The following is a 26,658-nucleotide window of genomic DNA, read 5'->3' as shown; positions in this document are numbered from 1 at the left end:
TATTGCAATCATTTTAATATACTGTAACCACAAGTTCAAGAGGTACAGGAAAAAGAACTTACCGTTATATAACCGGTTCAGAAAGTGAGGAATTATTATGATAAGAAGAATTATAAAAATCAATGAAGAAAAATGTAACGGCTGCGGTATCTGCGCCGCTGCCTGCCATGAAGGAGCCATCGGCATGGTGGATGGAAAAGCAAAGCTTTTAAAGGACGATTACTGCGACGGTCTTGGGGACTGTCTCCCAGCCTGTCCGACAGGAGCCATCACATTTGAAGAAAGAGAGGCGGCGCCCTACGATGAAGCTGCCGTTAAGGCAAGAACTGCCGCTAAAGCCGCAAAAAAATCACCGGCTGGGGAGCATTCCGGCGAGGAAATTCCTCTCCCGGCAAGTCAGTTATCCCAGTGGCCAGTTCAGATTAAACTTGTTCCGGTCAGGGCGCCTTACTTTGACGGAGCGAAGCTCTTAATTGCAGCGGACTGTACCGCTTATGCCTATGCTAATTTCCATAACGAGTTTATTAAAGGCAAAATCACCCTGATTGGCTGTCCGAAGCTGGATTCCGCGGACTACTCGGAGAAGCTGACGGAAATTATCAGGAACAACGATATTAAGAGCGTCACCGTAGTGCGCATGGAAGTTCCGTGCTGCGGCGGAATCGAACACGCGGCTAGAAATGCGCTGCAGGCCAGCGGAAAATTCATTCCATGGCAGGTTGTAACCATCACAACCGACGGCAGGATTCTGGACTGAGCGCAGAGTAAAAGGTAATTTAATTCCATGCAAATTCCGTGTGAAAGGAGAAAAACATGAAATATCCCTATATTAAAAATATCGCCCATGAGGAAGCCGTTACTTTGTGCGGTCAGGTCACAACTCAGCCGGGACAGATTGTCAGCAAAACCCTGGCCCAGAACAGCGCCGTCAGCATCACTCTCTTTGCCTTTGACAAAGATGAAGAAATCAGCACCCACGATTCCGAGGGTGACGCTATGGTCACCGTGCTTGAAGGAACCGGCCAGTTTACCGTGGACGGCAAAATCCATGTCCTGAACGCAGGTGAAACTTTGGTGATGCCGGCTAAAAAACCGCATGCCGTGTATGCGCAAGAACCCTTTAAGATGCTTCTTGTCGTAGTTTTCCCATTTAATAAAGAAGCGTAACAGTCTTCTCTCATCACAGCAGTCAGCCATACCAACATAATAAGGAGAAAATAGATGAACGATAAAATGTTTTGTTTTCAATGCGAACAGACCGCAGGATGCAGCGGCTGTACCGGCAGAGCTGGTGTCTGTGGAAAAACTGCCTCAGTGGCCGGACTTCAGGATGAACTGACCTGCGCCCTGATAGGCCTTGCCAGATCCTGTTCCAGCAATCCGGCCACGGATAGAACCTTCCGAATTATTCTGGAAGGACTTTTTACCACTGTTACTAACGTAAGTTTTGATGAGGATTCCATCCTGCAGATGATAAAACAAGTGCAGGAAGAAAAGAATTCCATCGTGCCTGGCTGCCGGGCCTGCGGTTCTCCCTGCGGCCATAACAGCGATTACGACATGAACAGCCTCTGGAATGCCGATGAGGACGTCCGTTCCCTGAAATCCCTGATTCTGTTCGGTATCCGGGGCATGGCCGCCTATGCCTACCATGCCATGGTGCTGGGATACGGCGACGACACGGTCAACCGCTTCTTTTTAAAGGCCCTGTTCGCCATCGGCGAGGATTGGGGCATGGAAGAACTGCTCCCTATTGTGATGGAGACAGGCGAGGTGAATTTACGCTGTATGGAGATGCTGGACCGGGCGAATACGGAGTCCTTTGGAACCCCGGCTCCCACTACGGTTTCCCTTACCGTGGAAAAGGGACCGTTTATTGTCATCAGCGGCCACGATTTGTATGACCTGAAGCTGCTGCTTGAGCAGACAAAAGGAAAAGGCGTCAATATCTACACCCACGGTGAAATGCTCCCGGCCCATGCCTATCCTCTCCTGAAAAAATATTCACACCTGAAAGGAAACTTCGGCACGGCATGGCAGAATCAGCAGAAGGAATTTGCAGGCATCCCGGCTCCCGTACTTTTCACCACCAACTGTCTGATGCCGGTAAAAGAAAGCTACTCCGACCGTGTATTTACAACCGAAGTTGTAGCCTGGCCGGGACTCATTCACATCGGGGATGATAAAGATTTTTCCCCTGTCATTGAAAAAGCCCTGGAACTCGGCGGTTATGAGGAAGACCGGGAATTCACAGGCATTAACGGAGGAAAAGAGGTCACTACAGGTTTTGGTCACGGAACCGTTCTCTCCGTGGCAGATAAAGTAGTGGAAGCCGTAAAATCCGGCCAAATCAGCCATTTCTTCCTCGTGGGCGGCTGCGACGGCGCACGCCCGGGAAGAAATTATTATACCGACTTTGTAAAACAGGCCCCTGCCGACAGCGTAATTCTCACCCTGGCCTGCGGCAAATACCGCTTCAACGATCTGGATTTAGGAACCGTTGCCGGACTTCCCCGCCTGATGGATATGGGACAGTGCAACGATGCCTACAGCGCCGTCAAGGTGGCTTTGGCCCTGTCTGATGCCTTCGGCTGCGGCGTCAACGAGCTTCCTCTGACCCTGGTGCTGTCCTGGTATGAACAGAAAGCAGTCTGCATTCTGCTGTCTCTGCTTCATCTGGGCATGCAGGGAATTTACCTGGGTCCGACGCTCCCCGCTTTCCTTTCTGAAAATGTGCTAAATTATCTCGTAGAGAACTTCCACATTTCACCGACAGGGACTCCGGAAGAGGATTTAAGGAAGATGCTTGGCAAATAGAATGATTATCTGCCATTTGCTGTAATACAAAACTGAACGCAGACCCCGATTACCGCAAATGTCATTCCCACTACCACAGTAGAAATAATAGAAAATCCCGTGTGCTGCACATTAAAAAGTCCCATGCTGCTGTCCACAATGGAAAAACCGCCGCCAAGTGCGGTCGTCAATACAATCACTGCTTTTGTAAATTTAATTGCAAGAAATCCGGCAGCTATGCCTAAAACAACAGGAAGGAGGAACAGCAGAGTTCCTTCTTCCTGAAGCAGGATTTTTCCTGTTTCAAATACCATAAGAAAAGCCAGGATAAAAATCCCCGCAAAATACAGCCGGAATGCAGCCGCACCCAATATAAGCCCCGCAATCAGAGCCGCCATTGCGGTAATCCAGCCGCTTCCGCTCAGCTTCCATGCGATATTGCCGCCAAACAGCGCTCCCACCATAAATCCCGACAGGCCAATCCACAATTCTTTTAACCGATATCCGTAAAAACAGTTTAAAACCGCTATCACAAGTATCACGGCCGCCGATAAAATTCCCGATTCTATGTTCATTTATTGTTTCCTCCAAATTTAAGTTCTGGTCCCACCAAAATATACAATTTTTGTGCATATTTTTTTATCTTGTGTGACACCCTATCAAAGAGGTGATAATATGGCATCCTATGTAGCTCCGGCCGTCCAGGAAAAATTCGAATCACTGTCTGTTGATTTGAAAAATTCAATTCTGGAACGCAATGTCCGGTTGGAAAGTATTTTTGATCTAATCAAGGTATTAGAAGAGATCGTAGCGGAAGGTGAAAACTGACGCCCAGGTATCGGTAACAGCAAATTATGATACAGACTTTTACAAGTATCCGGTATCTGAGCCGGCAGGTAATGCTGCAGGATATACTGCGGCATTACCTGTTTTCCTGAGCGGGTACATACTATTAATATGAAGTTCAGACGCATTGTACATCTCCGGACCGTTTGGCATAGGTGTAATCCTTCCATATATATGATTATTGACTGTATTTTTACGTTCATTCCCCTCTCACATCATGACTATGTTTATTCATGCTGAAATTTTGTTATCCACAAAAAAGGCTGCATTGCAATTCTGTATCCACAGAACCGCAATGCAGCCTTTTTTGAATGTTGATAACCTCTGTGCCGCACACCCAGGTTATTATATAACGGAGATGGAGGGATTTGAACCCTCGCGCCGGTTACCCGACCTACCGCATTTCGAGTGCGGACCCTTCAGCCACTTGGGTACATCTCCATATTTTGAAGCAGCAGACATTCCCGGCTACTGCACCTCTGATATTATACTAAACATTTTGATATTTGTCATCCATTATTTTGCTCCCGGGCGGTGAAATAATCCCTCTTTCCCTTTCAGCTGGTAAATTTTTGTTAAATTTACAAATGAATAAAGAGCATATTGGTTATAATAATAAAAAAACGAAAGGACATTTGATACGAAATGGCACTGCTTAACGAAATCCAGTTAAAACAATTTGAGCAGCATCTCATCAACGAGGAGTGTGCTGCATCTACCATCGAAAAATATCTGAGGGATATACGCGCCTTTCTATGCTCCCCGGCTTTTAAGACAGAGCTCTCTAAGGACATGATTCTGGAATATAAAAAAATCCTGTCTGAAAAATACAAATCAACCAGCGCCAACAGTATGCTGGTTGCCTTAAACAGATTTTTATCTTTTTGCGGATATCACGATTTACAGGTGAAGTTACTAAAAATCCAACGCCGCTCTTACCGGGAGCAGGACAAAGAACTGAGCATAGAAGAATATAAGAAACTAATCCTGGAAGCAAAACGGAATAAAAATGAACGGCTCTGCCTCCTCATCCAAACAATCTGCAGCACGGGAATCAGAGTGAGTGAACACCGTTATATTACGGCAGAATCGCTCCGCACCGGCAGCGTACGCATATCGAATAAGGGGAAAGAAAGGACCATTTTCCTTTCGAAAAATTTGAGACAGATACTGGCCAGATACTGTAAGGAAAACCACATCAGCACAGGTCCTGTTTTTGTGACGAAGAATGGAACGCCTCTCAACCGATGTAATATCTGGGCAGAAATGAAAGCGCTGTGTAAAAACACGGGTATTGAGCCAAAAAAAGTGTTTCCTCATAATCTGCGCCATCTTTTCGCCCTGACCTATTACCGGCTGGAAAAGGATATTGTACGGCTTGCAGATATACTGGGACACACAAATATAGAAACAACCCGAATCTATACTTCTACAACTGAAGAAGAATGTATCCGCTCCCTGTCCAGATTAAACCTGCTTCTATAGATGAGCCATCTTACTGCAAGAGAGAATCTGGTTTAAATATAACATAATCGACATTATGTGATGAAATTACATAAAAAAGCAACTCTTTACCAAATTATTATGCCTCAGTAAGGGGATTTTTGCAAGATATATTTAGAAATATATGGTATACCTCTGGCTTTTTGTGCCCATTTATCAGTAGATAACGCGAAACGTGTTAAACCAGCATGCGAAACGGGAAGAGGCGCTGAGCGCGTGCAATTTTCCGGCACTCAAAAAAGATTCCGGCTGAATCAAATATTAACGCAGCCCGAATATTCTGTTATTGGTAAAAATTCCACTATTATATTGTATTTTTTCTTGACAGCAGGTAAAAACCGGCTGTTTTTTTGATGAGAATTTGGGAAGCGTACCGTTGGATGTGAGTTCCGCCGCTGTTTCATCACATAATGTCGATTATGTGATAAGCCAGCGTTCCTGTATAGGAAAACCACAAAAACCGATAAGGAGGATAGGCGGCCATGGAAGAAACAGCAACCGTTCAAGTTGAACTCAATGTAAACATAAATCTTCCCTGTGAGAAAGGGGAAATGAACGGCAATACCGACGCGGCATTCAATTATGCCAAATACTGCCGTGATATTTTCCGAATCCGGCAGAACCTCCAAAATACTCTGTCCCCAAAAGAGGTGAACCGGAAGGAGGAGGCACATGATTAAAAAAAACAAACTTCCGCTGTCGGCAATGACCGGAACCATACTTTGTATCCTTCTTGTTCCGATTATTTTGATGAATATAATCCTAATCACCCGTACCTATCTGAATCCCGATGAACTTCCGGGGATATTCGGAGTTAAACCGGCCATCGTACTCTCGGGTTCCATGGAACCCGAAATTCATACGGGCGACCTGATTTTTATTCACGAAACGGAACCGTCGGCGCTTCGGGAAGGTGATGTCATCTGCTATCTTACATCCGGAAAAGCCGTGACTCACCGAATCATGGACATTACCGCCGGAGAGGACGGTTTACCCCGGTATGTAACTCAGGGCGACGCCAATAATACGGCTGACCGTCTGGCGGTCACCGACGGACAGATTGAAGGTATCTGGAGAGGAGGAAGAATTGGCGGACTGGGAAATGTAATCCTCTTTATCCAAACACCCGTGGGCATGATTCTTTTCATCTTCTGTCCTCTCCTCCTTTTTATTCTCTGGGATATCCGGCAGCGGCGCCGCCTGGATAAAGCAGATGCCGCCCGTACCGCCAGGCTGGAAGCCGAACTGGAAGAACTCCGCTCCGGCCAGGCCGCCGCCCAAAAGGGACCGGAGCAACAAAAAGAATAACTGTTCATGCACCAGCTTCTGCCTGCGGGCACAGCGCAGACTGAAGCTGTATCAATAACCAGACTCCTGACTGGGTGCAGACTGCCGCAGGCACATGCGGGAACCGTGCCTGGGCGATACATAACCGCAACACGGTTCCCAGCTAATAAAGAAAGCGAGGAAGAGTACATAATGAAGAAAAAGTCTTATGTAGGCCGCCTTGGCGCCCTTGCCCTGATGCTGACTGTAATCACCACCTGTCTCCTGGGCGGAACCATGGCCCGATATGTAACTGAAGTAACCGGCTCAGCCACAGCTACGGTAGCCGCCTGGAGTTTTAAAGCCAATCATGGCGGAGCTGAAGTAACCACTACTACTCCTATTGACCTGGGCGACACTGCAAATCGAACCAGTTATGATGAAACGACTCTGAAAGAGGGCGTTATTGCTCCCGGTGCAAGCGGAAAATTCACGATTGAGATCGATGGCAGCGGCAGTGAAGTGGGCATTGACTACGATGTAGCTATCAAAGCTTCGACGACAAAACCTGACGCATCCGGAACCAACTTACCGGATGATTTACTGTTTTCAACAGAAGAAATCACCACTTCAAAACCAGGTGTCGCTCTGGATAACTTAACGATTCCAACCGGTAATATTGCCTATTCCACTACAGCCGATGATATGAAAAAGGACATCACAATCTACTGGGTATGGGGATTTGGAGAGAACGATACTAAAACCGGTAATGACAACGCCTATGCCGGAAAGACCTGGGATTTGGATATCACCGTCACCGGCAAACAGACTGCTCCTACGTCACCCACTCCTTAAACCATATATCATATCAACCATCCATTTTCCGCCCCCTGTGCCGGGGCGGTCCCCTCATGGGATGAAATCAGCCCTCAGGAAAGGGCATCACAAACGGTGATGCCTTTTCCTGCAGGCTGAAATCAGATTGTTACCGATACATATTAAGGAGGATACAGGAAAAATGGCACGAGTTTATAATACTACACCTCTCCCCGATCCGAAGGAAGATGAAACGAAAAGGCGGTGGCTGATTCTGCTTCTTCTGCTGTTCCTGGCCCTTATTACCTCCTGTGTTGCCGGTTATTTACTGGGAAAACGCGCCGGACAAAAGCCGGCGGGGCAAATCATCGACACGATTTTACTTACCCCGGATGAAACTGCAGCCAGAACCAGGACCCATATTACAGGGCGCATATTCTATTCAGACGGTTCCCCGGCAGCCGGGCGGCATATCGAACTTCACAGTGATCCCGTCTCTACGGTTACCGATTCGGACGGACGTTTTTTATTTCCCAATGTTTCGTTTGGTGATCACACTATCACTGTTTATAACCAGGACGGCTCCGTGGATGCGAAACAGCCGGTTACCATTTCCCCCGATAAAGATGAGCAGGGCGTGATTATCACCAGAGACTCTAACCAGGACTACGCCATCACCGTTGCCGTCGATATCAGAATCCTGGAACTCGTCATTGAGCTGGATGACGGCCAAATCACGCTTCAGCCTGACAGCAAGCTTTATGCTGATGACAGAGGATGGATCACAACACCGTACGGCACGGCATCTACCAGCAGCGGCGTTATTGTAACGCCGGGAGGCGCCGTCCATCTGCCGGATGGGACTATTGTCATCCCTAACAGCAGCGGAAACGCCGCCGCGGTTATTTTACCGGATGACACTGTAATTTATCCGAACGGACAAATAACAGGAAACGGTTATACCATTGAACCGGACGGGACCGTCACCCTGTCGGATGAAACATTCATTAGCCCGGATGGGACTATAACGCTCCCCAGTTCGGAAGTACAGGCGCCAGGTGAAAACGGAGTGATTATTAATAATGAGGCAGTTATACCAATAGGCGGAAACGCTTCACCGATACAAGAGCGTCAGTCAGAGGCCGACAACCCATCAGAGACAGCGGGCGTCCCCGAAGGAAACAGTCCCTCCGCCAATTCAAATACCGATGCCGGTCTTGACGCTTTTCCATACGATCCGACGCCATCCCTTTCGCCTGCCGATCCGGCTCCATCAGGAGGCTCTGAACCTTCAGCCGGAGGCAGCGGCCCCAAACCCGGCAGCGGAGGACACGGCGGCAGCCACTCCGGAAATACTGGAGGCAGTACCGGAAACCCCGAGCCCGGCACCGAAAGCACTGAGGACAGCGCCGAAAGCACCGAGGACAGCACTGAAAGCACTGAAGACAAAAGCACCGAGGACAGCACTGAAAGCACCGAAGACAGCACTGAAAGCACTGAGGACAGCGCCGAAAGTACCGAGGCCAGCACTGAAAGCACCGAAGCCAGCGCTGAAAGTACTGAGGACAGCACTGAAAGTGGAGACGGAGAACTGACTTTTTGGGGAAATGTGAAAGATTCCGCTCACTATACCCCATGGAACCAGGGCGATATAATCGATCTGTTCTATAACCGAACAAGCGGACTTACGGAAAAAGTAGCCCCGGGCTCATCCGGTTTTTATCGTTTTCAATTGAAAAACACGCTCTCCACAGAGTTAAATCTTACATTGGATATTTCCGAGGGAGAGATTCATCTTCCTCTCCGAATTACGCTGACTCCATTAAAAACAAATGGCGGCAAAATCACCAGTCAGGCAGTTTCCGGCTCCGTCACGAACGGTAAACTGACCTTGCGGGATACAATCGGCGCTAATGAATTTATTACATACCAGTTGGATTGGGAATGGCCGTTTGCTGGCAATGACACAGCTGATACCGCAATAGGGGAAACCGGCGGAATATACACGCTTCAGCTTTTAATTCATGCCGAGGAGAACTGACAATACCATGAAAATAATAATCAGATTTTTACGCCGCTTGATTTTCCTTCTCCTTATCCTCCTTTCGGCAGCGTGCCTCTATCAGATTGCCGCATTTGCCGTTTCGGGACAAAAGCTGCCCTCTGTTTTGGGTTATTCTTCTGTCACGGTATTATCCGGCAGCATGGAACCTGCTTTTTCAGCCGGAGATCAACTGATTATCCGGCGCAAAACACAATATGAACCGGGCGATATAATAAGCTTCTGGAGTGATGATATCCTGATTACGCATCGCCTGGTTGAACAGACCGATGAGGGAAGTATCACAAAAGGCGATAACAATAATACCCGGGACGAAGCGCCTGTGAGGCCGGAACAGATTGCAGGGCGTGTCGTTCTGGTTCTCCCCGGCGCTGGAAATATATTGCTTTTTCTGCGCACGCCGATTGGTATACTGATGATATTATTGCTGGGACTTTTGATTTGGTTTCTCCCCGGTTTGATAAATAGAATGAATGGTTACGGAAAGAGGTGCAGAAAATGAGAAAACATCTGTCGGCTATCAGAATTGTCGCATACCTGTTCTGTCTGTCCGCGGCGGGTGCGCTGGTTATCGGAACTACCTATGCCTTTTACAGCAGCAGTGTTTCCGGTTCTGCAAATGCAATAACGGCCGCATTTGCCCTGGATGTAACAGATTCTCATCAAAATCAGGTGGATCTTACCGCCGAACTGGCCGGTATGAGGCCGTCACAGGAAAAAGAGATTACCTTTGCAGTCACAAATACTAAAAACAGTACGGTCAGTGAAGTCGCCCAGGAGTATTCCATCTCCATCTCCACTACCGGCAATCTTCCGCTTACCTATAAGCTGCAGGGCGCAGGTACTTCCGCTCCGGAAGGCCGTTATGCCGCAGAGGACGGGGCGCTCTCCTGGTCAGGAGGCCTGCTGCCCTATTCTTCATCCGGTGTCACCCATATCTATGTCTTAACCGTCATATGGCCTTTGGATTACGCTGATGAAAGCCTCTCGGACGAAATTGATCTGGTAACTATGACAATTGATGCGAAACAGGCTCTGCCGGACGCCGCACCGTAACGGACAGGAGGAAAATGAATGAAACAATCTGCTCCAGACACCTTTTTCAGAAGGCGCCTCCTGCCGGCAGCGGTACTGTCGGGGGTCATCCTTTTCATATCCTTCGCGGGTATTACCGCTGCCCGTTACATGGCACAGCATCAGAAAGCCGGAATCGCATCGGCTCAGGATTTCTATTTCACTAGTGATCTGCTGAAAGAAAATCCCCCGGAAGGCGCATTTTATTATATGGATCCCGAAGCCGGAAGTTTTCAGGTAAATGTCTATAACTATGCCGATTCACAAAGAACTACTTCCGCAGACATCAGATATACCTACACCATCGTCAATGGAACAGACGGCAGCTCCGGATCGGAAGGTTCCGGGCTTTTACAGGGTGGCGTTGAAAATACAGGGCTCATTACGGTTTACCCAATACAAGGCAGCAGTGATGTTACCGTTACCGTAACCGCCTCGTCCCCTTATAAAAAAACACTCACAGCCACATTTAAAATGACCCTTGGTAATCAATATCTGGTGGAGGATCATGCAGGCGATACAGCGGCGGTACTTATTATAACCTGTACCGACTCGGCAAGAGACATCCCTCTTCTGCTCCCCGGCCATGTGATTCCCGATGCCACCGACGACCGCGTCGTAACTGCGGATGGCAGTTATATTTTTAAATCTCCCGGTTCCGGTGTTTATTCACTGGTCCTTTTAAAACTGACCCCGTCGGCTGATCTGAGCCGGGACAGCACACTCTTTGCCGGGCAGATCAATCTTCAATAACTTTAAATTTATCATAACCGGAACGGTCCGTTCCGATTTCTAATGGAGGAATAGCCATGAGGATAACATCTCTGAAAAAACAAATTTCGCGCAGAGGCCCGCGGCGCCGCTTTTTGGCGTTCCTGGTGATTCTCTGCCTTTTGTTGAGCCATCTGAATCTCGGCTTCATGGCCGCCTACGCAACAGGCAGCAAATCTAAAATCTTCCATATCGGCACAAATGTTACCGCCAGACTGAGGGACGGTGTTCTGACTCTTTCCGGAACCGGAGACACCGATGATTATCATGCAGGCACAGCCCCGTTTTTGGACTATAGCAGAGAAATCCATACCCTGGTCATTGAGAAAGGGATTACCTACATCGGGTCATACCTGTTTTACGGCCTCGGTGAACTGGAAGGTGAACTGCTGCTTCCTGAAAGCATAATAGGCTTCGGTGATTACGCTTTTTCAGGTGACACACAGGATTCAGCGCCTCATTTTACAAAAATCCGCAATCTATTTGAATTCGGTGAAATTACACGGCTTGAGGAGACGGAAGATACAGACGGTTCGGAGGATACAAACGCAAACGGCGGCAGGAAACCCGACAAACATAATCCCGTAAAAGATCCTGAAGACAGCAAACCGATTGCCACAGATTCAAACGCAGAAACCGTGTCTGTGACAGACCGTCCAACTCAATTAACTTTTAAATCTCTGAGCGGGACGGACCCTGAATCCGATGAACACATATCTTCCGGCAGCAGTTCAGACAGCTCCGAAGATTCTTTCTCCGGCAGCGATAAACCGGAGCATACCGGCTCCTCCGGGTCCAGCGGCAGCAATTCCGGTGATAATAATTCCTCCGGCTCTAATGACGTCAGTTCCGGTGAAAACTCCTCCTCCGGGTCCAGTGACAGCAATTCCGGTGATAATAATTCCTCCGGCTCTAATGACGTCAGTTCCGGTGATAATAACTCCTCCGGGTCCAGTGACAGCAATTCCGGCGGAAACGGCTCCTCTGATTCCAATAACAGCAATTCTGATGATAATAATTCCTCCGGCTCTAATGACGTCAGTTCCGGTGATAATAACTCCTCCGGGTCCAGTGACAGCAATTCCGGCGGAAACGGCTCCTCTGATTCCAATAACAGCAATTCCGATGATAATAATTCCTCCGGCTCTAATGACGTCAGTTCCGGTGATAATAACTCCTCCGGGTCCAGTGACAGCAATTCCGGTGATAATGACTCCTCCGGGTGCAATGACAGTAATTCCGGCGGAAACGACTCCTCTGATTCCAGTGGCGGCGGAGAAACCTCCAAACCCGGCAGTGGTGAGCTACCTGCACAGGAAGAATCGAAAGAAGATTCGCAGGAGGATTTAAAGGAAGAGCCCTCAGAAGAAATAGAGGAAGAATCCAAAGGAACCCCCGAACAATTGCCGGAAGAGGAAACTCAGGAGGAACTGCCGGAAGATCTGGAAGAAGAGCCTGAAGACCTTTACATAATCGAAGACATTACAGAGCAGGATATATCCCGTCCGGAAACTCTTTTTTACCCGGGCCAGTCAGGAACCGTAATCTGCTCTGATGATAATCTTACCTTTTTAGAGGCCGCCATGGCTGCCGGATACCAGCCTGGCGACGACACTATTCTGGTAACACTGGATGACAGACTGGAGCTGGAACTTCCGCTGACAGACGGCCTGCTCCGCCTCCCGGACTGTCCGGAAGAACTCTCAGGCCCTTATGAAGAAAGCGGCCTGATCACCTACGTATTCTCAGGCTGGGCCGGAACCCGCTCCGGCAGGCAGGCATCTCCCTCCGAAGCCGCTTCCCCCTCCGAGACTGTTTCGGCTGAGACTATCTCCTCAATCGAAGCTTTTTCCTCGGCTGAAGCCGCTTCTCCCTCCGAGACTGTTTCCTCAGCCAGGAATAATTACTCACCTGAGACCGCTTCTCCCTCCGAAGCAGATTCACCTTCCGGCGCATCTGCACTTCCTCTCGCAGATGGGGATTATCTTGCCGCCGGAGCCTATCTGGAGGTCGGAGAAACTGAACATTTGTATCTTTATTCCGTCTGGGAAGCCACTTCCAGGTATCAGTTCAAGGTTATGACGGATTTGGATGGGGAAACTGCCGTTTATACCCTGACCGATAAAAATGATGGACGGACATTTTCCGCCCCGGACGGATTTTCATTTATTTACCAGTGGCAGATCGCTCCGAAAAGCGATGATACGACCGCCGAATGGGAAAATCTTGATGGCGCAAATGAGGCGGTCCTCCGCCGCGTGCTGGATCCAATGGACAAAGGAATGCAGCTGCGGTGCCGGGTGATGGCAATACGGCTTATGAGATCGCTTCCCACGGCCGAACTGCCCACGCTGTATTCCGATCCTGCCGATGTGTTGGCCGAAATCCATACTGTTTATCTGGACTCGGAGAATGGGGATGATTCCGGCGACGGAAGCAGTCAGGATTCTGCCGTAAAAACGTTTGACACGGCAGCCCAAAAGCTTAAAACGCTTAATCCGGACGGGACTGTTACAACAAACAGAATTATAATCTGCGGAACGTATACTATTGACAGCTGCCATATCCTTCAGGCCTGCCCTGTTAATGTTACCATTGCAGGAAATGACGGCAATGCTAACTTACAGTGTATCACAGAATCAAAGGATTCCAGTGATTATGCACTCTTCCTGTACTCCGATCTGTGTTTTGAATCCATCACACTGCTCGGCTCCCCCCTGCATATTTACGCACAGGGACATAATCTTACCATAGGTAAAAATGTTGCAGCCCCTTCTGCTTTCTACCTCTATGGCGCCGGTAAAAGCCAGCTTTGCAGCGACGCGGGCCGAAATATTACGGTTCTCAGCAGCCGAGTGACCAGACTGATTGGATACATCCGATCCTCCACCAGCCTTGACGCCCTGAACAGTGAATCCAGGATCACAATAGATGGAAATGCCCAGGTGGATTCCATCGTAGCCGGCAGCGCCAGCGGCGCTATCCTCAACGGAAATGTAAAAATCAACGTTTATAACGGAGTTGTGCCTCAAATCATTGGAGGGAACCAGGGCTATCAGTCGAATGCGTCCCCCTATACAGGCACCACTGATATAAACATCTGCGGCGGCACGGTTTCCACTGTCTACGGGGCGGGTTCCGGAAGAAATTTAAGCGTTCCAACCTATGAGGGTGCACTGAAAATTACGGTAAACGGCGGTACGGTAACCGATCTATACGGCGCCGGTTCCGCCGCCTATATAACCAGCGGCAATACAGCCTCCTCTGTTGAAGTAACTGTAAACGGCGGTACGGTAGCAAATCTGTTTGCCGCAGGCCGGGGCTGGGATCCTTCCAATAACTTCGGCCTCAGTACCGATGTGGTTCCTGTTCCCAAAGAATTGAATCGGCCTGCCTCCGACCTCGGAAGCTTAACCGGCACCGCTGCTATTAAAATCACCGGAGGTACGGTCGGAAATATCTATTCCAGCGGTGAAGGCGTCCCGCGCCCGGATCACAGCGTCAACAATACCAAAGCAAATGCCTATGTTAAAGGGAGCAGTTCCGTTACTATAAGCGGAGGCACCATTACCGGAAACGTTTACGGAGGAGGCAAAGGCATCGGTGAAAGCGGTTATGAAACGTGTGCCCGCATTGACGGCTCTTCTTCTATTACAATCTCCGGCTCTGCTGTCATTCAGGGCGATGTTTACGGCGGCGGCGAATACGGTCCTGTTAACGGATCCACCACCGTAAATATCACGGGGGGCACGGTGGAGCAGTCTGTTTTCGGAGGCGCAGTGGGTACCAGCGGCTCCGTGCTTGTCACCGGCGGCTCCACGCTGAATATGACAGGTGGTCTTGTAATAGGGAGTCTATACGGCGGAAGCAAACTGAGTGACGACGGAAAACCACTGAGCGACGAAAATGAAATCCCCGATTTAGTCTTTGTCAACCTGACGGGAGGCTCCGTTCAGGAAAACGTATTCGGCGGCAGCTACATGGGTACTGTAAACGGCTCCACCCATGTGCACGTGGGGTTGAATGCATTGAAGGCATGCAGCTATTACAGGCAGCATCCGGATGAAATACCGACTCTCTCTGCCTCTGCTTTAGCACTTGAAAACTCTGTCTACGCCGGCGGAGACTTCGGAGGAGAGCAGGTTGATTACGATGCCATCACGGTAGCAGGCACCTCACATGTCTACATTGACGGAACAGGGTACGATACCGGCGGCGGGAACAGCACAGGCAATCCGGCTATGAATATCGCAGGCGGTGTGTTTGGAAGCGGCTCTTCCTGCGACGCAGGAAAAACACGCATTGTTACATTATTTAACTATGGCAGTGAGATAAGGGATGACGGTAATGCAGCCACGGGAGCGACGCGCACTCTCACCGCAATCCAGAGGGCTGACAGGGTTCTGCTTGTCAACTCACATGTCTGCCTCACCGGACGGTCTGACGTAGCCAATGCCAACCAGACGGCGCTCTATTCTCTGAACCGAATCGGAGATCACGGAAACTCCGTATCTCTGGGAAACCTGGAAAACGGTCTGGTGCTTCAAAACGGCAGCACTCTCGTTTTAGAATCGGCCGCCATTGAGCTTGCGCGGTTCGCAAGCGTAAATTCAGACGGAAATGGGGTTTCACTGGATACAATTTCACAAACGCCCAATACTCTGCTGCTCGACACAGGCACTATTTTCCGTATCTCCTATACCGATGCCGTATCTGGAAACACGGTATACGGCCCTGTATCCGGTTACACCTATCTGCTGGCCGGTGAATCGACAGAAGGATATGTCTACGGCCGGATCAGCCCATCAGACAGTACACCGGACGGCGGTTTTTCGGACGGAGAGGGGCAGGAAATCGGTTTTACCTCTGTGACGGCGGCCACTCCTCCATACCGATACTGGAAGGTTCAGGGAACCGGCGACCGGGAGGTGGTACGTTATGCGAGACTCACGGCAAAGACACTCACGGAAAATGAGCCGGGTTACGGCAGCGACGGTTTTTCCGTTGCCACAGGCGTGATTGAACTTTCTCCTGCTGACAGCGGCTCTGTTTATACCATAAAGAGCATTACCCTGCCTGCATCTGCCGCAGGTTTTACCTTGGCGGATGCTGCGAAAAACGGAGGGGACGGAAGCGGCGCCTGGGTAACTTCAGAAATCAATCAGACGCAGGGCGGCACGGCGATTGATTTGGACAGCGAGAAAACTGCGATATCCCAAAATCCTTTAAGTGTGTTCGGGCTTTATATGACACCGGGCGCAGGTTTTCTCACCACCGGGGCGTCAGACGGCAAAATCATTTCCAATGCCTCTTCATCCGGCGGCGGAACAAATTCCGTGATTGGTCAGTCCACGACCGGAACGCTCTCCGGCGACCATGTTGTACCGCAGATAGAATTTTATCTAACCTATAAGAACGATATTACCGCCAGCCAGAACCTCGGTACGGTACAGGTCGTGATAGAACGTTCCGTAGACGGACAGAGCCAGGAAACGACCGTCATGAACATAGAGATTGTCACCACGGCATCGTCCCTCTCCTCACTGACCGTCGATCTTTACGCGACACAAGGCGGAACATACACGGGCAGTCTCTTTATCCCGGCCGGAAGCAGAAATCTTATTTTAAACAGTGTAACGGCTTCCGAAGGAGCTAATCTTGCCGCCGAAGGCGCTGATATAAAAGACCAGCTCTTCTCCCTCTCTATGCTGCCTTCAAAGGAACAGGGATGGCTGTCGTCGGGTCTGATGAAGGAGGCGTGTGATTTAGGCAGTTTTACGAGCCCGGTCAGGATTGGCTCGACCGACAGCCGGCATGAAGCCAAGATTGATTTCACCCTGAAAAATGCCCCCGGCTTCGACCCGAAAGAATCTGCCGATGTGGTAACGCTTTTGCTGGAGGACTTAAACGAATCTGATTCTGCTTTTACTATCCTGGTACGCATACACTGGAGCAAATCCATCGTTTCCAGTGTCACCTCAGGAGCGGGACGGCAATACAACCAAACTCCCTCCGGCAGCAGCGCCGCCATATCCCAGAAAAGCGCGGTAACAGCTTCCTTTACCGTATCCTCGTCGACAGACGCGGGTGGACTGTGGCTGGAACTGCAGGATAAGGATGGAAATAAAGAGAATCTACCTGCCGGAACCAAAGTGACACTGTTAGGAAGCACGGATTTTTACCTCTATCAGGCTACAGGGACGGAAGCGGAGCAAAAAATCAGGCTGGCCGATTTTACCTCCATGAGCGGCCGGGGCAATCCGGCAGGAATGCTCAGCGGGACACTCACCGTAATCCTGGACTTTGGTTTTGCATCCACACCTCCCATGCCTGGGGAATACAGCCTGCGCCTGCGTGACAGCATGGGAGCGGACAATATGGGGGCTGGATTCACCGTAGACGGCGGCAGCGCCTCCGCCTCTCTGAGCCGAAGCGGAGGAGACGGCCTCTCTAAAGGCACACATAAATTCACACTGACGGTTACACCAGGCAGTGACACGCGTTTTTCCGGCGGTGCAGCCGCCGTCCTGTCGCCCGAAGACGGAAGCTCCTTCCCGGAAAATGTGGTATTTACCGTAAACGGCTCTAATTACTATCCGAATGGAGGGAATGTTTATATACCGCTGAACGGAGCGGGGGCTTACACTCTGGAAATGGATACCCGGAAAACCGCCGGCCTTTCAGGAGACAGATATACTTTAAACGCCCGGATTTTCCCTCTTGGAGAAAATGCGGCAGCCGTTGACACCCTCAATGTCAGCGCCGCCTATTCCGTCCGTCCGAATCCTTCCTACGGCCTCCATGTCTCTCTGGATTCAGGCAGCCGTGCGGCTGCGCCGGGAAGCGATCTCACCTTTAGTGTGATGTATTCCATGCAAAATGCGGTTCCGTCGGAGCATTCCATCGAGGTAGCCGCTGAGCAGAAGGTAAACGGGACATATACGGAGCTTACCCCTTCCTGGACGTCGGCAGGCAATACCAGCCTGACGGACACCCAGGGACGTCAGGAAATCACAGTAACCGTACCCGAGGCTATTGCCCCCGGCACTTACCGTCTGCGATTCAGGCTGGGCAATCAGGAGGTTCCGTTTAACCTGATTGTACAGCAGATTTCCGAGGAAAAGAAAGAAGCCGCATTCTCCGGATCGTAAAGCCGCCTTCAAAATACAAAATTTCCTCTGCACAACCGTTTCATCGCTAGAGAATGGTGACCTGCACACTTCCCGCACAGGTCACCGCGCTCAATTAAAGACGGCCTGCAAGCCTCCCGCGAAAGTATTGTATATCACAATCACAGGGCCTGCAGGCCGTCTCATTTTATTTTTCACTTAATCATTGACCGAAATAGGCATCAATACCATTGGCAATACCGGCGGCTATCAGTTCCTGATAGTCCTCCTGCGCCATCTTCTGGTCTTCCTCCGGGTTACTCATGAATCCCATCTCCACAATGGATACCGGGATGGTACACCAGTTAATGCCGCTCATGCTGTCCGTTTCCTGCACGCCCCGGTTCTTGAAACCGGTTGCGGCACAGACATAGTCCGTGATCTTCTTAGAAAGTGAATAGCTCTGTTCATGAAGGTTTCCGTTGTAAGGATTCCCCGATGTCTGGCACATGGCCAGTGTCCCGTGGACACTGTTATTATCCAGAGAGTTGGCATGGACACGGACAAAGATGGAGGCTCCGCTCTTATTGGCAATCTCCGCCCTCTCCGCATTACTCAGATTCACATCGTTTGTCTCACGGATCATAACCACTCTATATCCGCGCTCCTCCAGAATCCTCTTAAGCTTCTTGGACACCGACAGCGTCAGCTTGTATTCCGGAAGCTTTGTGCTGATTCCCTCCGCGCCGGACGCCACTTTGGCCTTCATGGTGGAGGAACCCGGACCGATTGGCTCTTTTTCACTGTTGCCCTTTGCCTGATGTCCCGCGTCAATTGCCACAATACGGCCGTTACTCACGGCAGCCGAACCGTCGGCGCTGGCCGGGGCAGGCTGGTTCTCAAGAGCCATCACATTCTCCCCGTTCTCTCCGGAAGGATCCTCCGTGGAGACAAAATCCGACATAACGTAGCATGTGGTGTCCTTATATACGACTCTGCTCCATCCGTCGCTGTACCCGGTCCTCTTAATGCTGTCGCCCGTCTTAAGCTGCGTCACAATACTGAATTCCGTTCCGCATCCCTTCCTGAGATTGACATGGTCCTCCACTACAAATACAGTTTCATCCACGTCCGTAAACCCGTTGGCAGTCGTGCGTTCATTCTCAAGCGAACTCATCTCCGCCACCGCAGCGCCGTCGGCTTCTTTCGCCGCCTGCGCGTCCTGTGCATCCCCCAGCACCAGCATCCGCTCCTGCTTTGCTTTATCTGCCGCGTCCTGTGAGTTGCCGTCATCCGTAACACTCTCGGCCTGAATCTGCCTGCTCTCTTCCTCCGAAGCCTGGGTCTCCTGCGCCTGCAAAGTAATCGGTTCATACTTGCCGCCGCAGCCCGCCACGGAAGAAGCTATCAGGAACATACCAAGCAGTAATGCCGCCCCCCTGCGTCCTGCTGTTTTTATCATAAGATAGTTCCTCCTCCGACCACGTATTCCCCATCATAAAATACCACGGCCTGTCCCGGCGTTGCAGCTCTCTGTGGATCGTCAAATACGCACTCCAACAGATCCTCACCAATCATTCGGATCATGCAGGGTGCGCCCTTATGGCTGTAACGAATCTTGGCAGACACTTTCATCCCATCCCCGGGAAGTCCGTCCACTGCCATCCAGTTCAGCTTACTGCAGATAAGTCTTCTGGAAAAAACGTCTTCATTGTCTCCTATTACTACTTCATTTGTCTCCGGGCGGATTGCCGTCACAAATACGGGACGGCCCATGGCAAGGTTCAACCCCTTCCTCTGTCCGATCGTATAGTGGGTAATGCCCTGGTGACGGCCCAGTATGTTGCCGTCTTTATCTACAAAATTGCCTTCCGGTAGATGGCAATCGGTATTTTCCTCAATAAATTTTGCGTAATCGTGATCCGGAATGAAACAAATCTCCTGGCTGTCCGGCTTATTCGCCACTGTCAGCCCGATTTTCTCCGCAATCGCACGTATCTCGTCTTTTGTATATTCACCAACCGGCATGAGCGTATGGGCTAGCTGATGCTGTGTCAGATTGTAAAGCGCGTAGGTCTGGTCCTTCGCCGCCGTCGCTGATTTGCGCAGTGCAAAGCGGCCGTTCTCCAGTTTCTCGATTCTGGCGTAGTGGCCGGTGGCGATATAGTCGGCCCCGATATCCATGCTTCTCTTCAGAAGCGACTCCCATTTTACAAAACGGTTGCAGGCAATGCAAGGGTTGGGAGTCTTCCCCCCGATATATTCCTGCACGAAATAATCCATCACATTCTCTTTAAATTCTTTTTTAAAATTCATGACGTAATAGGGGATCCCAAGCCGCTCCGCCACTCTTCTGGCATCGTCCACGGCGCTCAGGCCGCAGCAGCCCCCGTTCTCTTCCTGAACTTCCGGCTCTTCATCCTGCCATATCTGCATCGTGACGCCGATTACGTCATATCCCTGTTCTTTCAAAAGCCAGGCCGCCACGGAGGAGTCTACTCCTCCGGACATGCCGACTACCACTTTTTTCTTTTCCATGTATCAGTACTCTTCTTCGACTTCTTCCTCACCGATATCTGTCTTTGGCTTAGTCAGTCCTTCTATTTTAATGCCATGCTTCTCTGAATAATCCCAGAGTGCAGCATGGATCGCTTCTTCTGCTAACAAAGAACAGTGTACCTTAACTGGGGGCAATCCGTCAAGTGCTTCCATCACAGCTTTGTTGGTAATTTGCATTGCTTCCTGTATGGATTTGCCCTTTACGAGCTCTGTTGCCATGCTGCTGGTGGCCACTGCGGCCCCGCAGCCGAACGTTTTAAATTTGACGTCGCGGATAATCTGATTGTCGTCGATATCGAGGTAAATCCTCATGATATCACCGCATTTCGCGTTGCCGACAGTTCCCATTCCGCTTGCATTCTCTATCTCTCCGACGTTTCTCGGATTCTGGAAATGATCCATTACCTTTTCTGAATACATGTATTTTGCTCCTTTCAGCCCGTATCTCAAATTTTATGCATGTGGCGGCGCCTGTTATGTTTCTATCCGCGGTTTTACCCGATTTCTCCCGGCCCGCGGATAAAAAGCCTGCTTATGCGTGCGCCACTGCCTGTCTCTTCATGTAGTCCTCATATAATGGAGACATAGATCTTAAACGCTCCACAATTTTCTTGATGCTCTCCACGGTAAAATCAATCTGTTCCATCGTGATCTCCTCATTCAGGGTCAGACGGAGTGAACCATGGGCAATCTCATGAGGAAGGCCGATTGCAAGAAGCACGTGTGAAGGATCCAGGGAGCCCGATGTGCAGGCGGAACCGCTGGAACCGCAGATGCCGTCCATATCCAGCATAATCAGCAGGGATTCACCCTCAATAAACTGGAAGGCAAAGTTGGCGTTATTTGAAAGACGTTTTGACGGATGGCCGTTCAGACGCACGAAAGGAACTTCCTTCATCACACGCTCGATCAGGTGATCCCTGAGGGCTCTCTCCTTCTCCGTCCTCTCCTTCATCGTGGCCATGGCAATCTCTACCGCTTTGCCGAATCCCACGATTCCCGGGGTGTTCTCTGTGCCGCCGCGGCGTTTTCTCTCCTGGGCTCCGCCGTGGATAAAGGCCTTTGCCTTCACTCCGGTCCGGATATACAGGAATCCGACGCCTCTGGGGCCGTTTAATTTATGGGCGCTGGAACTTAACATGTCGATATGGCATTCGTCCACATTGATCGGAACATGGCCAAATGCCTGTACCGCATCGGTATGGAACAGAATTCCGTGCTCCTTCGCAATCGCGCCGATTTCTTTGATCGGCTGGATTGTTCCGATCTCATTGTTGGCAAACATCACTGAAATCAGGATCGTCTCAGGACGGATCGCTTTCTTCAGATCATCTAATTTCACAACGCCAAACTCATCCACATCCAGGTAAGTCACTTCAAAACCGCGGCTTTCCAGATATTCGCAGGTGTGAATAATCGCATGGTGTTCGATTTTAGTAGTAATAATATGGTTTCCTTTCGCCTGATAGGCCTCCGCCGTGGCAATGAGCGCCCAGTTGTCCGACTCGGTACCGCCGTTTGTAAAATAAATCTCATTCGCTTTTGCGCCGAGCGCTCCGGCAATCGTTTCCCTCGCAACCGCAATCGCCTTCTTAGGCTCTGCCGAAAAATCGTATACGGAGGATGGGTTTCCGTAAAATTCCGTAAAATACGGAAGCATCGCGTCTACAACCTCCGGTCTCGTCTTCGTTGTAGCTGCATTGTCCAGATAAATAATCTGTTTCATAATAAAAATCCGCCTTTCTTCTTATTTGTAGTAATAAAGGTAAAAGCTTCATCTACGCTTCTTATTATATAGTAAAATCCAGAAAATACAAGTAGGAATGATTACTAATTTATAAAAAAATAATATTTTACCTCCAAAAAGTGTCCGATGGCATATATTATGTTACTGTTCACAGGTCATGTCCCGCGAGGCGTTTTCGCGCGTATCTTGCGTGAAAATCCCGAGTTACACGGCGCGAAACGGCGCTTTTTGCCGTTTCTGTGCATCGCGAAGCGTGTTATTGTTCACAGCGCAATGCGGTGTGAACAGTAACTATATTATTGTATGAAAACAGGTTACAATCAGTGCCTTCCGGGCGGAGAACCGCATCTTCCCAATTTAAAGCAGGCGGGCGCTTTAGCAGCATAAATCCTATCCGCCGCAGAGCATACTTTCCGCTTCTATGTTTCCCTGACCGATCCTTTATTATCCTCATTTTACCTCTGCACCTGGAAAATATATAAATTTCCTGCGCTGGACGGTACGCGGCGCCGTTTTGGCCGGTTCGATTCACCGCATGGCGTATCAGTTCTCAACAGAAGCAAATTATTGTTACCTATGAACAGTAACGAATAATTCTCCTTCCGTAAAATATATATAATAATAAGTCTCTTTTCCGGAGTCCATATGAAAAAAAATCCACTTATCACCGGAACCCTGCTGCTCACAGCCGCCGGATTCCTGAGCCGGATTCTCGGTTTCTTCTATCGCATATTCCTGTCCCGGACGATCGGTGCGGAAGGTCTGGGCATTTATCAAATGATTTTTCCCATCCACGGTATTGCATTTGCCCTCTGTGCAGGTCCGATCCAGACCTCTATCTCACGTCTGGCCGCGGCCAACGCAGAGAAAGGCCGGAGCACCTTCCGGGCCGGGCTGGCGATATCACTGACGATTTCCGTCATCCTGATGTTTGGAATCCGCCTTACCGCCCCATTTCTGGCCGAGCGCGTCCTTCTGGAACCCCAGTGCGCCCCTCTTCTGCCCGTGATGGCGCTGTCCATCCCATTCTCGGCGATTCATGCCTGTATCTGCGGCTATTACTACGGTATGAAGAAAACGGCCGTTCCGGCGCTCTCGCAGCTCCTGGAACAGTTTATACGCATTGGCGCCGTCTTCCTGATTGCCAGTGTGGCGGCGACAAACGGCAAGGAAATCTCCGTGTCCCTGGCTGTCTGGGGTATGCTGATTGGTGAAGCGGCATCCGCTGTTTTCAGTTTCCTTGTCTACTCCTTTACAACGGAAGATAAAAAGAACGGGCATTCAGCGCGGCCGTCTTACAGTTTTCTCTCCCTGGCGGCTCCCCTGATGGCCATGGCCTTGCCTCTGATGGGCAACCGGCTGATCCTCAACTGCCTGCAGAGCCTGGAAGCCATCTTCGTCCCGAATAAGCTGCTGGAATTCGGCCTTACCAATGCCGAGGCCCTGAGTACATACGGCGTCCTGACCGGTATGGCGCTGCCCTTTATCTTCTTTCCGTCCGCTATCACCAACTCCCTGGCGGTCGTCCTTCTGCCTACTGTATCGGAGGCGCAGGCCGAGGGAAACGAACGCAAGATTGAGCGGACCATCGCTATGGCCCTCCGCTACAGCCTCTACATGGGAATCCTCTGTATCGGCATCTTCACACTCTTTGGCGACGGCCTTGGAATCAGCGTCTACCACAATGAGGACGCCGGAACCTTTATCACGATACTGGCCTGGCTCTGTCCCTTTATGTACCTCTCCACGACTATGGGAAGCATCTTAAACGGCCTTGGAATGACGTCCACTATCTTTCTTCACAATGCCGTCTCCATGCTGATTACACTGGCCGTCGTCGTGTTCTGCATCCCCTTATACGGAATCCATGCCTATCTGGTGGGACTCCTCGTCAGCGAACTGATTCTCGCAGGGCTGCACATCCACACCCTGGCCGGCCAGGTGCCCGTGCGCCTGAATGCGGGCACCATGATTGTGAAACCGACCCTCTGTCTCCTGGTTTCCATCGGGGTACTGTATGCCGCGACACCGTCTCTGGAAACACTGCGGCAGGCGCTTCCCGCCGAGTTCCTGTTTATCGTGGTGAAGGCGCTGATTGTCTGTGTGCTGTATGGGGGAGGGCTGCTTCTGCTGCATAAGAAGAGCCGGTAATACCCTTTGATGTCTATACGCTCCTTACACAGGCCGTGGATGCCGGCCATGTGAAACTCATAGTGCGAATCTTTCATTTTCATAAAAAAAGAAAAAGCCGCTTCGGGGAAAACTTCTCCTTGAAACAGCTTTTTCTTTTTAAACTATATTCCGCTTATCCCTCACGGTTTCCGGGCGCATCCGTCAAAAGAAGTAATCCGGAATAAACATCGTGATAGCCGGTATATACGTCAACAGCATCAGGACCACAAGCATGACAATTAAGAACGGAATCACCCCTTTAATTACATCGTCCAGGGTCGCCTCTCCCACTCTGACCGCCACAAAAAGGTTAATTCCCAGCGGAGGCGTTATGAATCCGATTGCCAGGTTGACCACCATGACAAGGCCGAAGTGAATCGGGTCAATCCCGAAGCTCTGGATAATCGGAAGAAACAGAGGCGCCAGAATCATAATCGAGCACATCGTGTCCATAAAACATCCCACTACCAGAAGCATCAGATTAATCAGAAGGAAAATCAGCCATTTATTGTCGGTAAACTGCATGATCGCCTGTGCTACCTGCTGCGGAATATGGCCCACCGTCAGAATTTTCGTAAATGCCGCCGCGCATCCGACTACCACCAGTACCGTCCCCGTGGTAAGGGCAGCGCTTCTGATAACGTAAAACACTTCCGACAGTTTCAGCTCCTTATAGACGAAAACGCCGATCACAAAGCTGTAAATAACCGATACCGCCGCAGCCTCCGTCGGGGTGAAAATACCGCCGTAGATTCCGCCGAGGATAATAATGGGGCTGATTAAGGCCCATTTACCATCCCAGATTGCCCGGCCCGCCCCTTTCCAGGTGAATGCCTCCGCGTCACCCTTATATCCCCGCTTTTTACAGATAAAATACGAAACTCCGATCAGCGCCAGTCCTATCAGCAGCCCGGGGATAAATCCGGCGGCAAACAGTTTCGTAATCGACTGTCCGGTGGACGTGCAGTAGACGACCATCGGAATACTGGGAGGAATCACTACGCCGATACTTCCGGCGGCGGCAATCAGCCCCAGCACAAACCGTCTGTCATACCCCTTCTCAATCATGGTCGGCACAATCATTCCTCCGCCAGCCGCCACGGTCGCCGGACCGGAGCCGGAAATCGCAGCAAAAAACATGCACACCACGACCGTCACAATAGCCAGCCCGCCCGTGATTCTTCCAAAGAAAACGTTACATACGTTCAGCAGACGCCTGGATATTCCTCCGCCTCCCATAAATTCCCCTGCCAGGATAAAAAACGGAACCGCCATAACAGGAAACGAATCCACCGCCGTCACGAGGTTTTGTGCAATATATCCGCCTCCAAGACCAAGCTCCGCATTCAGCATGACGGTAGCAAGGGAGGAGATCCCAAGTGCAATCCCCACCGGGACATTCAATATAATCATGACGACAAAGGTTCCAAACAAAACAGCGCTAGTCATCCATCTCCACCCCTTTCCTCAGATTTACAATCCGCAGCCGTATATTCTGGGCCGTCCGGTAAAATGTCAGTACGAACCCAATAAGCGGGGCCATATAAATATAATTCATCGGTATGGACAATGCGGCCGATACCTGCCCCAGCATCCCGATCTTCTGAACCAGCCTGAATGAGGTTGCTATGATAAAACCGGCAAAGCACAGAACGATGATATCCCCGATGATTCGGATAAACGGCCTGCATTTCTTCGGAAACAGGTAGAGGGCGGCATCAATTTTAATATGCTTGCGTTCTTTCGCCGCATAACTGACAGAAAGGTAGATCGACCAGATAAAGAGATATCTCGCCAGTTCTTCAGACCAGCTCAGGGAGTTATGCATCAGATATCTCATAATAACCTGTACGAAAATAATCAGGCTCATCAGTGATAATAAGGTCACCAGCAGGATATCTTCCAAATGTTCATCTATTTTTTTCAACATATTACGT

At 50.2% G+C, this 26,658-nt stretch carries 21 protein-coding genes and 1 tRNA gene; 14 read left to right on the top strand and 8 right to left on the bottom strand.

Features of this window, described 5'->3' with window-relative positions:
* Positions 1-97 precede the first annotated feature (97 nt).
* From EJL91_RS12005 to hcp, 3 genes are read left to right on the top strand one after another with little or no spacing between them, the layout of a single operon-like run.
* Complete coding sequence (locus EJL91_RS12005) at positions 98-757, top strand: ATP-binding protein (RefSeq protein WP_125142224.1); 660 nt, start codon at positions 98-100, stop codon at positions 755-757.
* Between the two features lie 56 nt (positions 758-813).
* Positions 814-1,167 (top strand): cupin domain-containing protein, encoded by a 354-nt coding sequence (locus tag EJL91_RS12000; protein ID WP_125142223.1) that lies wholly within the window; start codon positions 814-816, stop codon positions 1,165-1,167.
* A gap of 54 nt (positions 1,168-1,221) precedes the next feature.
* The gene (gene hcp / locus EJL91_RS11995; protein ID WP_125142222.1) at positions 1,222-2,817 is read left to right on the top strand and encodes a hydroxylamine reductase; all 1,596 of its coding nucleotides are present in this window, start codon (positions 1,222-1,224) and stop codon (positions 2,815-2,817) included.
* A 5-nt stretch (positions 2,818-2,822) separates the two neighbouring features.
* Here hcp and EJL91_RS11990 read toward each other — a convergent pair whose 3' ends face one another.
* Positions 2,823-3,371, bottom strand: coding sequence for an ABC-2 transporter permease (locus tag EJL91_RS11990; RefSeq protein WP_125142221.1), 549 nt, complete (start codon positions 3,369-3,371; stop codon positions 2,823-2,825).
* A gap of 100 nt (positions 3,372-3,471) precedes the next feature.
* Between EJL91_RS11990 and EJL91_RS24585 the strand changes: the two genes are divergently transcribed.
* Positions 3,472-3,624: a hypothetical protein gene (locus EJL91_RS24585; RefSeq protein ID WP_164516828.1), complete on the top strand. Its 153-nt coding sequence runs from the start codon at positions 3,472-3,474 to the stop codon at positions 3,622-3,624.
* 371 nt (positions 3,625-3,995) lie between these two features.
* On the opposite strand, the gene EJL91_RS11985 is transcribed toward EJL91_RS24585, so the two are convergent.
* A tRNA-Ser gene (locus tag EJL91_RS11985) sits at positions 3,996-4,083 on the bottom strand.
* 204 nt (positions 4,084-4,287) lie between these two features.
* Between EJL91_RS11985 and EJL91_RS11980 the strand changes: the two genes are divergently transcribed.
* From EJL91_RS11980 to EJL91_RS11940, 9 genes are all read left to right on the top strand, one after another.
* Complete coding sequence (locus tag EJL91_RS11980) at positions 4,288-5,127, top strand: tyrosine-type recombinase/integrase (RefSeq protein ID WP_125142220.1); 840 nt, start codon at positions 4,288-4,290, stop codon at positions 5,125-5,127.
* A gap of 500 nt (positions 5,128-5,627) precedes the next feature.
* Entirely contained in the window at positions 5,628-5,825 is a 198-nt protein-coding gene (locus EJL91_RS11975; RefSeq protein WP_125142219.1) for a hypothetical protein, read from the top strand.
* Entirely contained in the window at positions 5,818-6,453 is a 636-nt protein-coding gene (locus EJL91_RS11970; RefSeq protein ID WP_125142218.1) for a signal peptidase I, read from the top strand. The genes EJL91_RS11975 and EJL91_RS11970 overlap by 8 nt, the downstream gene beginning before the upstream one ends.
* Before the next feature lie 171 nt (positions 6,454-6,624).
* On the top strand, positions 6,625-7,266 hold the full coding sequence (locus EJL91_RS11965; protein ID WP_125142217.1) for a hypothetical protein: 642 nt from the start codon (positions 6,625-6,627) through the stop codon (positions 7,264-7,266).
* 163 nt (positions 7,267-7,429) lie between these two features.
* A complete protein-coding gene (locus EJL91_RS11960; protein WP_125142216.1) occupies positions 7,430-9,268 on the top strand; it encodes a carboxypeptidase regulatory-like domain-containing protein in 1,839 nt (612 codons plus the stop codon).
* Positions 9,269-9,275: 7 nt separating this feature from the next.
* Entirely contained in the window at positions 9,276-9,791 is a 516-nt protein-coding gene (locus tag EJL91_RS11955) for a signal peptidase I (RefSeq protein ID WP_164516827.1), read from the top strand.
* A complete protein-coding gene (locus tag EJL91_RS11950; RefSeq protein WP_125142214.1) occupies positions 9,788-10,345 on the top strand; it encodes a hypothetical protein in 558 nt (185 codons plus the stop codon). The genes EJL91_RS11955 and EJL91_RS11950 overlap by 4 nt, the downstream gene beginning before the upstream one ends.
* Before the next feature lie 18 nt (positions 10,346-10,363).
* Positions 10,364-11,116, top strand: a complete 753-nt coding sequence (locus EJL91_RS11945; protein ID WP_125142213.1) for a hypothetical protein — start codon at positions 10,364-10,366, stop codon at positions 11,114-11,116.
* A 56-nt stretch (positions 11,117-11,172) separates the two neighbouring features.
* Positions 11,173-18,285, top strand: coding sequence for a beta strand repeat-containing protein (locus EJL91_RS11940; protein ID WP_125142212.1), 7,113 nt, complete (start codon positions 11,173-11,175; stop codon positions 18,283-18,285).
* Between the two features lie 181 nt (positions 18,286-18,466).
* On the opposite strand, the gene EJL91_RS11935 is transcribed toward EJL91_RS11940, so the two are convergent.
* The 4 genes from EJL91_RS11935 to nifS all read right to left on the bottom strand — a co-directional run bounded on the left by EJL91_RS11935 (position 18,467) and on the right by nifS (position 22,528).
* A complete protein-coding gene (locus tag EJL91_RS11935; protein WP_125142211.1) occupies positions 18,467-19,705 on the bottom strand; it encodes an N-acetylmuramoyl-L-alanine amidase family protein in 1,239 nt (412 codons plus the stop codon).
* A complete protein-coding gene (mnmA, locus tag EJL91_RS11930; RefSeq protein WP_125142210.1) occupies positions 19,702-20,781 on the bottom strand; it encodes a tRNA 2-thiouridine(34) synthase MnmA in 1,080 nt (359 codons plus the stop codon). The genes EJL91_RS11935 and mnmA overlap by 4 nt, the downstream gene beginning before the upstream one ends.
* Positions 20,782-20,784: 3 nt before the next feature.
* Positions 20,785-21,222 (bottom strand): Fe-S cluster assembly scaffold protein NifU, encoded by a 438-nt coding sequence (gene nifU / locus EJL91_RS11925; RefSeq protein WP_125142209.1) that lies wholly within the window; start codon positions 21,220-21,222, stop codon positions 20,785-20,787.
* Between the two features lie 112 nt (positions 21,223-21,334).
* Positions 21,335-22,528, bottom strand: coding sequence for a cysteine desulfurase NifS (gene nifS, locus EJL91_RS11920; RefSeq protein WP_125142208.1), 1,194 nt, complete (start codon positions 22,526-22,528; stop codon positions 21,335-21,337).
* A 666-nt stretch (positions 22,529-23,194) separates the two neighbouring features.
* Here nifS and EJL91_RS11915 point away from each other — a divergent pair.
* The gene (locus EJL91_RS11915; protein WP_125142207.1) at positions 23,195-24,700 is read left to right on the top strand and encodes a putative polysaccharide biosynthesis protein; all 1,506 of its coding nucleotides are present in this window, start codon (positions 23,195-23,197) and stop codon (positions 24,698-24,700) included.
* Positions 24,701-24,883: 183 nt separating this feature from the next.
* On the opposite strand, the gene EJL91_RS11910 is transcribed toward EJL91_RS11915, so the two are convergent.
* Both EJL91_RS11910 and EJL91_RS11905 read right to left on the bottom strand, forming a co-directional pair.
* Entirely contained in the window at positions 24,884-26,170 is a 1,287-nt protein-coding gene (locus EJL91_RS11910; RefSeq protein WP_125142206.1) for a TRAP transporter large permease, read from the bottom strand.
* Positions 26,163-26,651 carry a TRAP transporter small permease gene (locus tag EJL91_RS11905; RefSeq protein WP_125142205.1) on the bottom strand — a complete coding sequence of 163 codons (489 nt, stop codon included), beginning with the start codon at positions 26,649-26,651 and terminating at the stop codon, positions 26,163-26,165. Before EJL91_RS11905 ends, EJL91_RS11910 begins: the two co-directional genes overlap by 8 nt.
* Positions 26,652-26,658: the final 7 nt, after the last annotated feature.

The organism is Clostridium transplantifaecale (genome assembly GCF_900626075.1).
Taxonomy (GTDB): Bacteria; Bacillota; Clostridia; order Lachnospirales; family Lachnospiraceae; genus Otoolea; species Otoolea transplantifaecalis.
The sequence above is the reverse complement of the archived record's forward strand: the minus strand, read 5'-3'. Positions and strand labels throughout refer to the sequence as shown.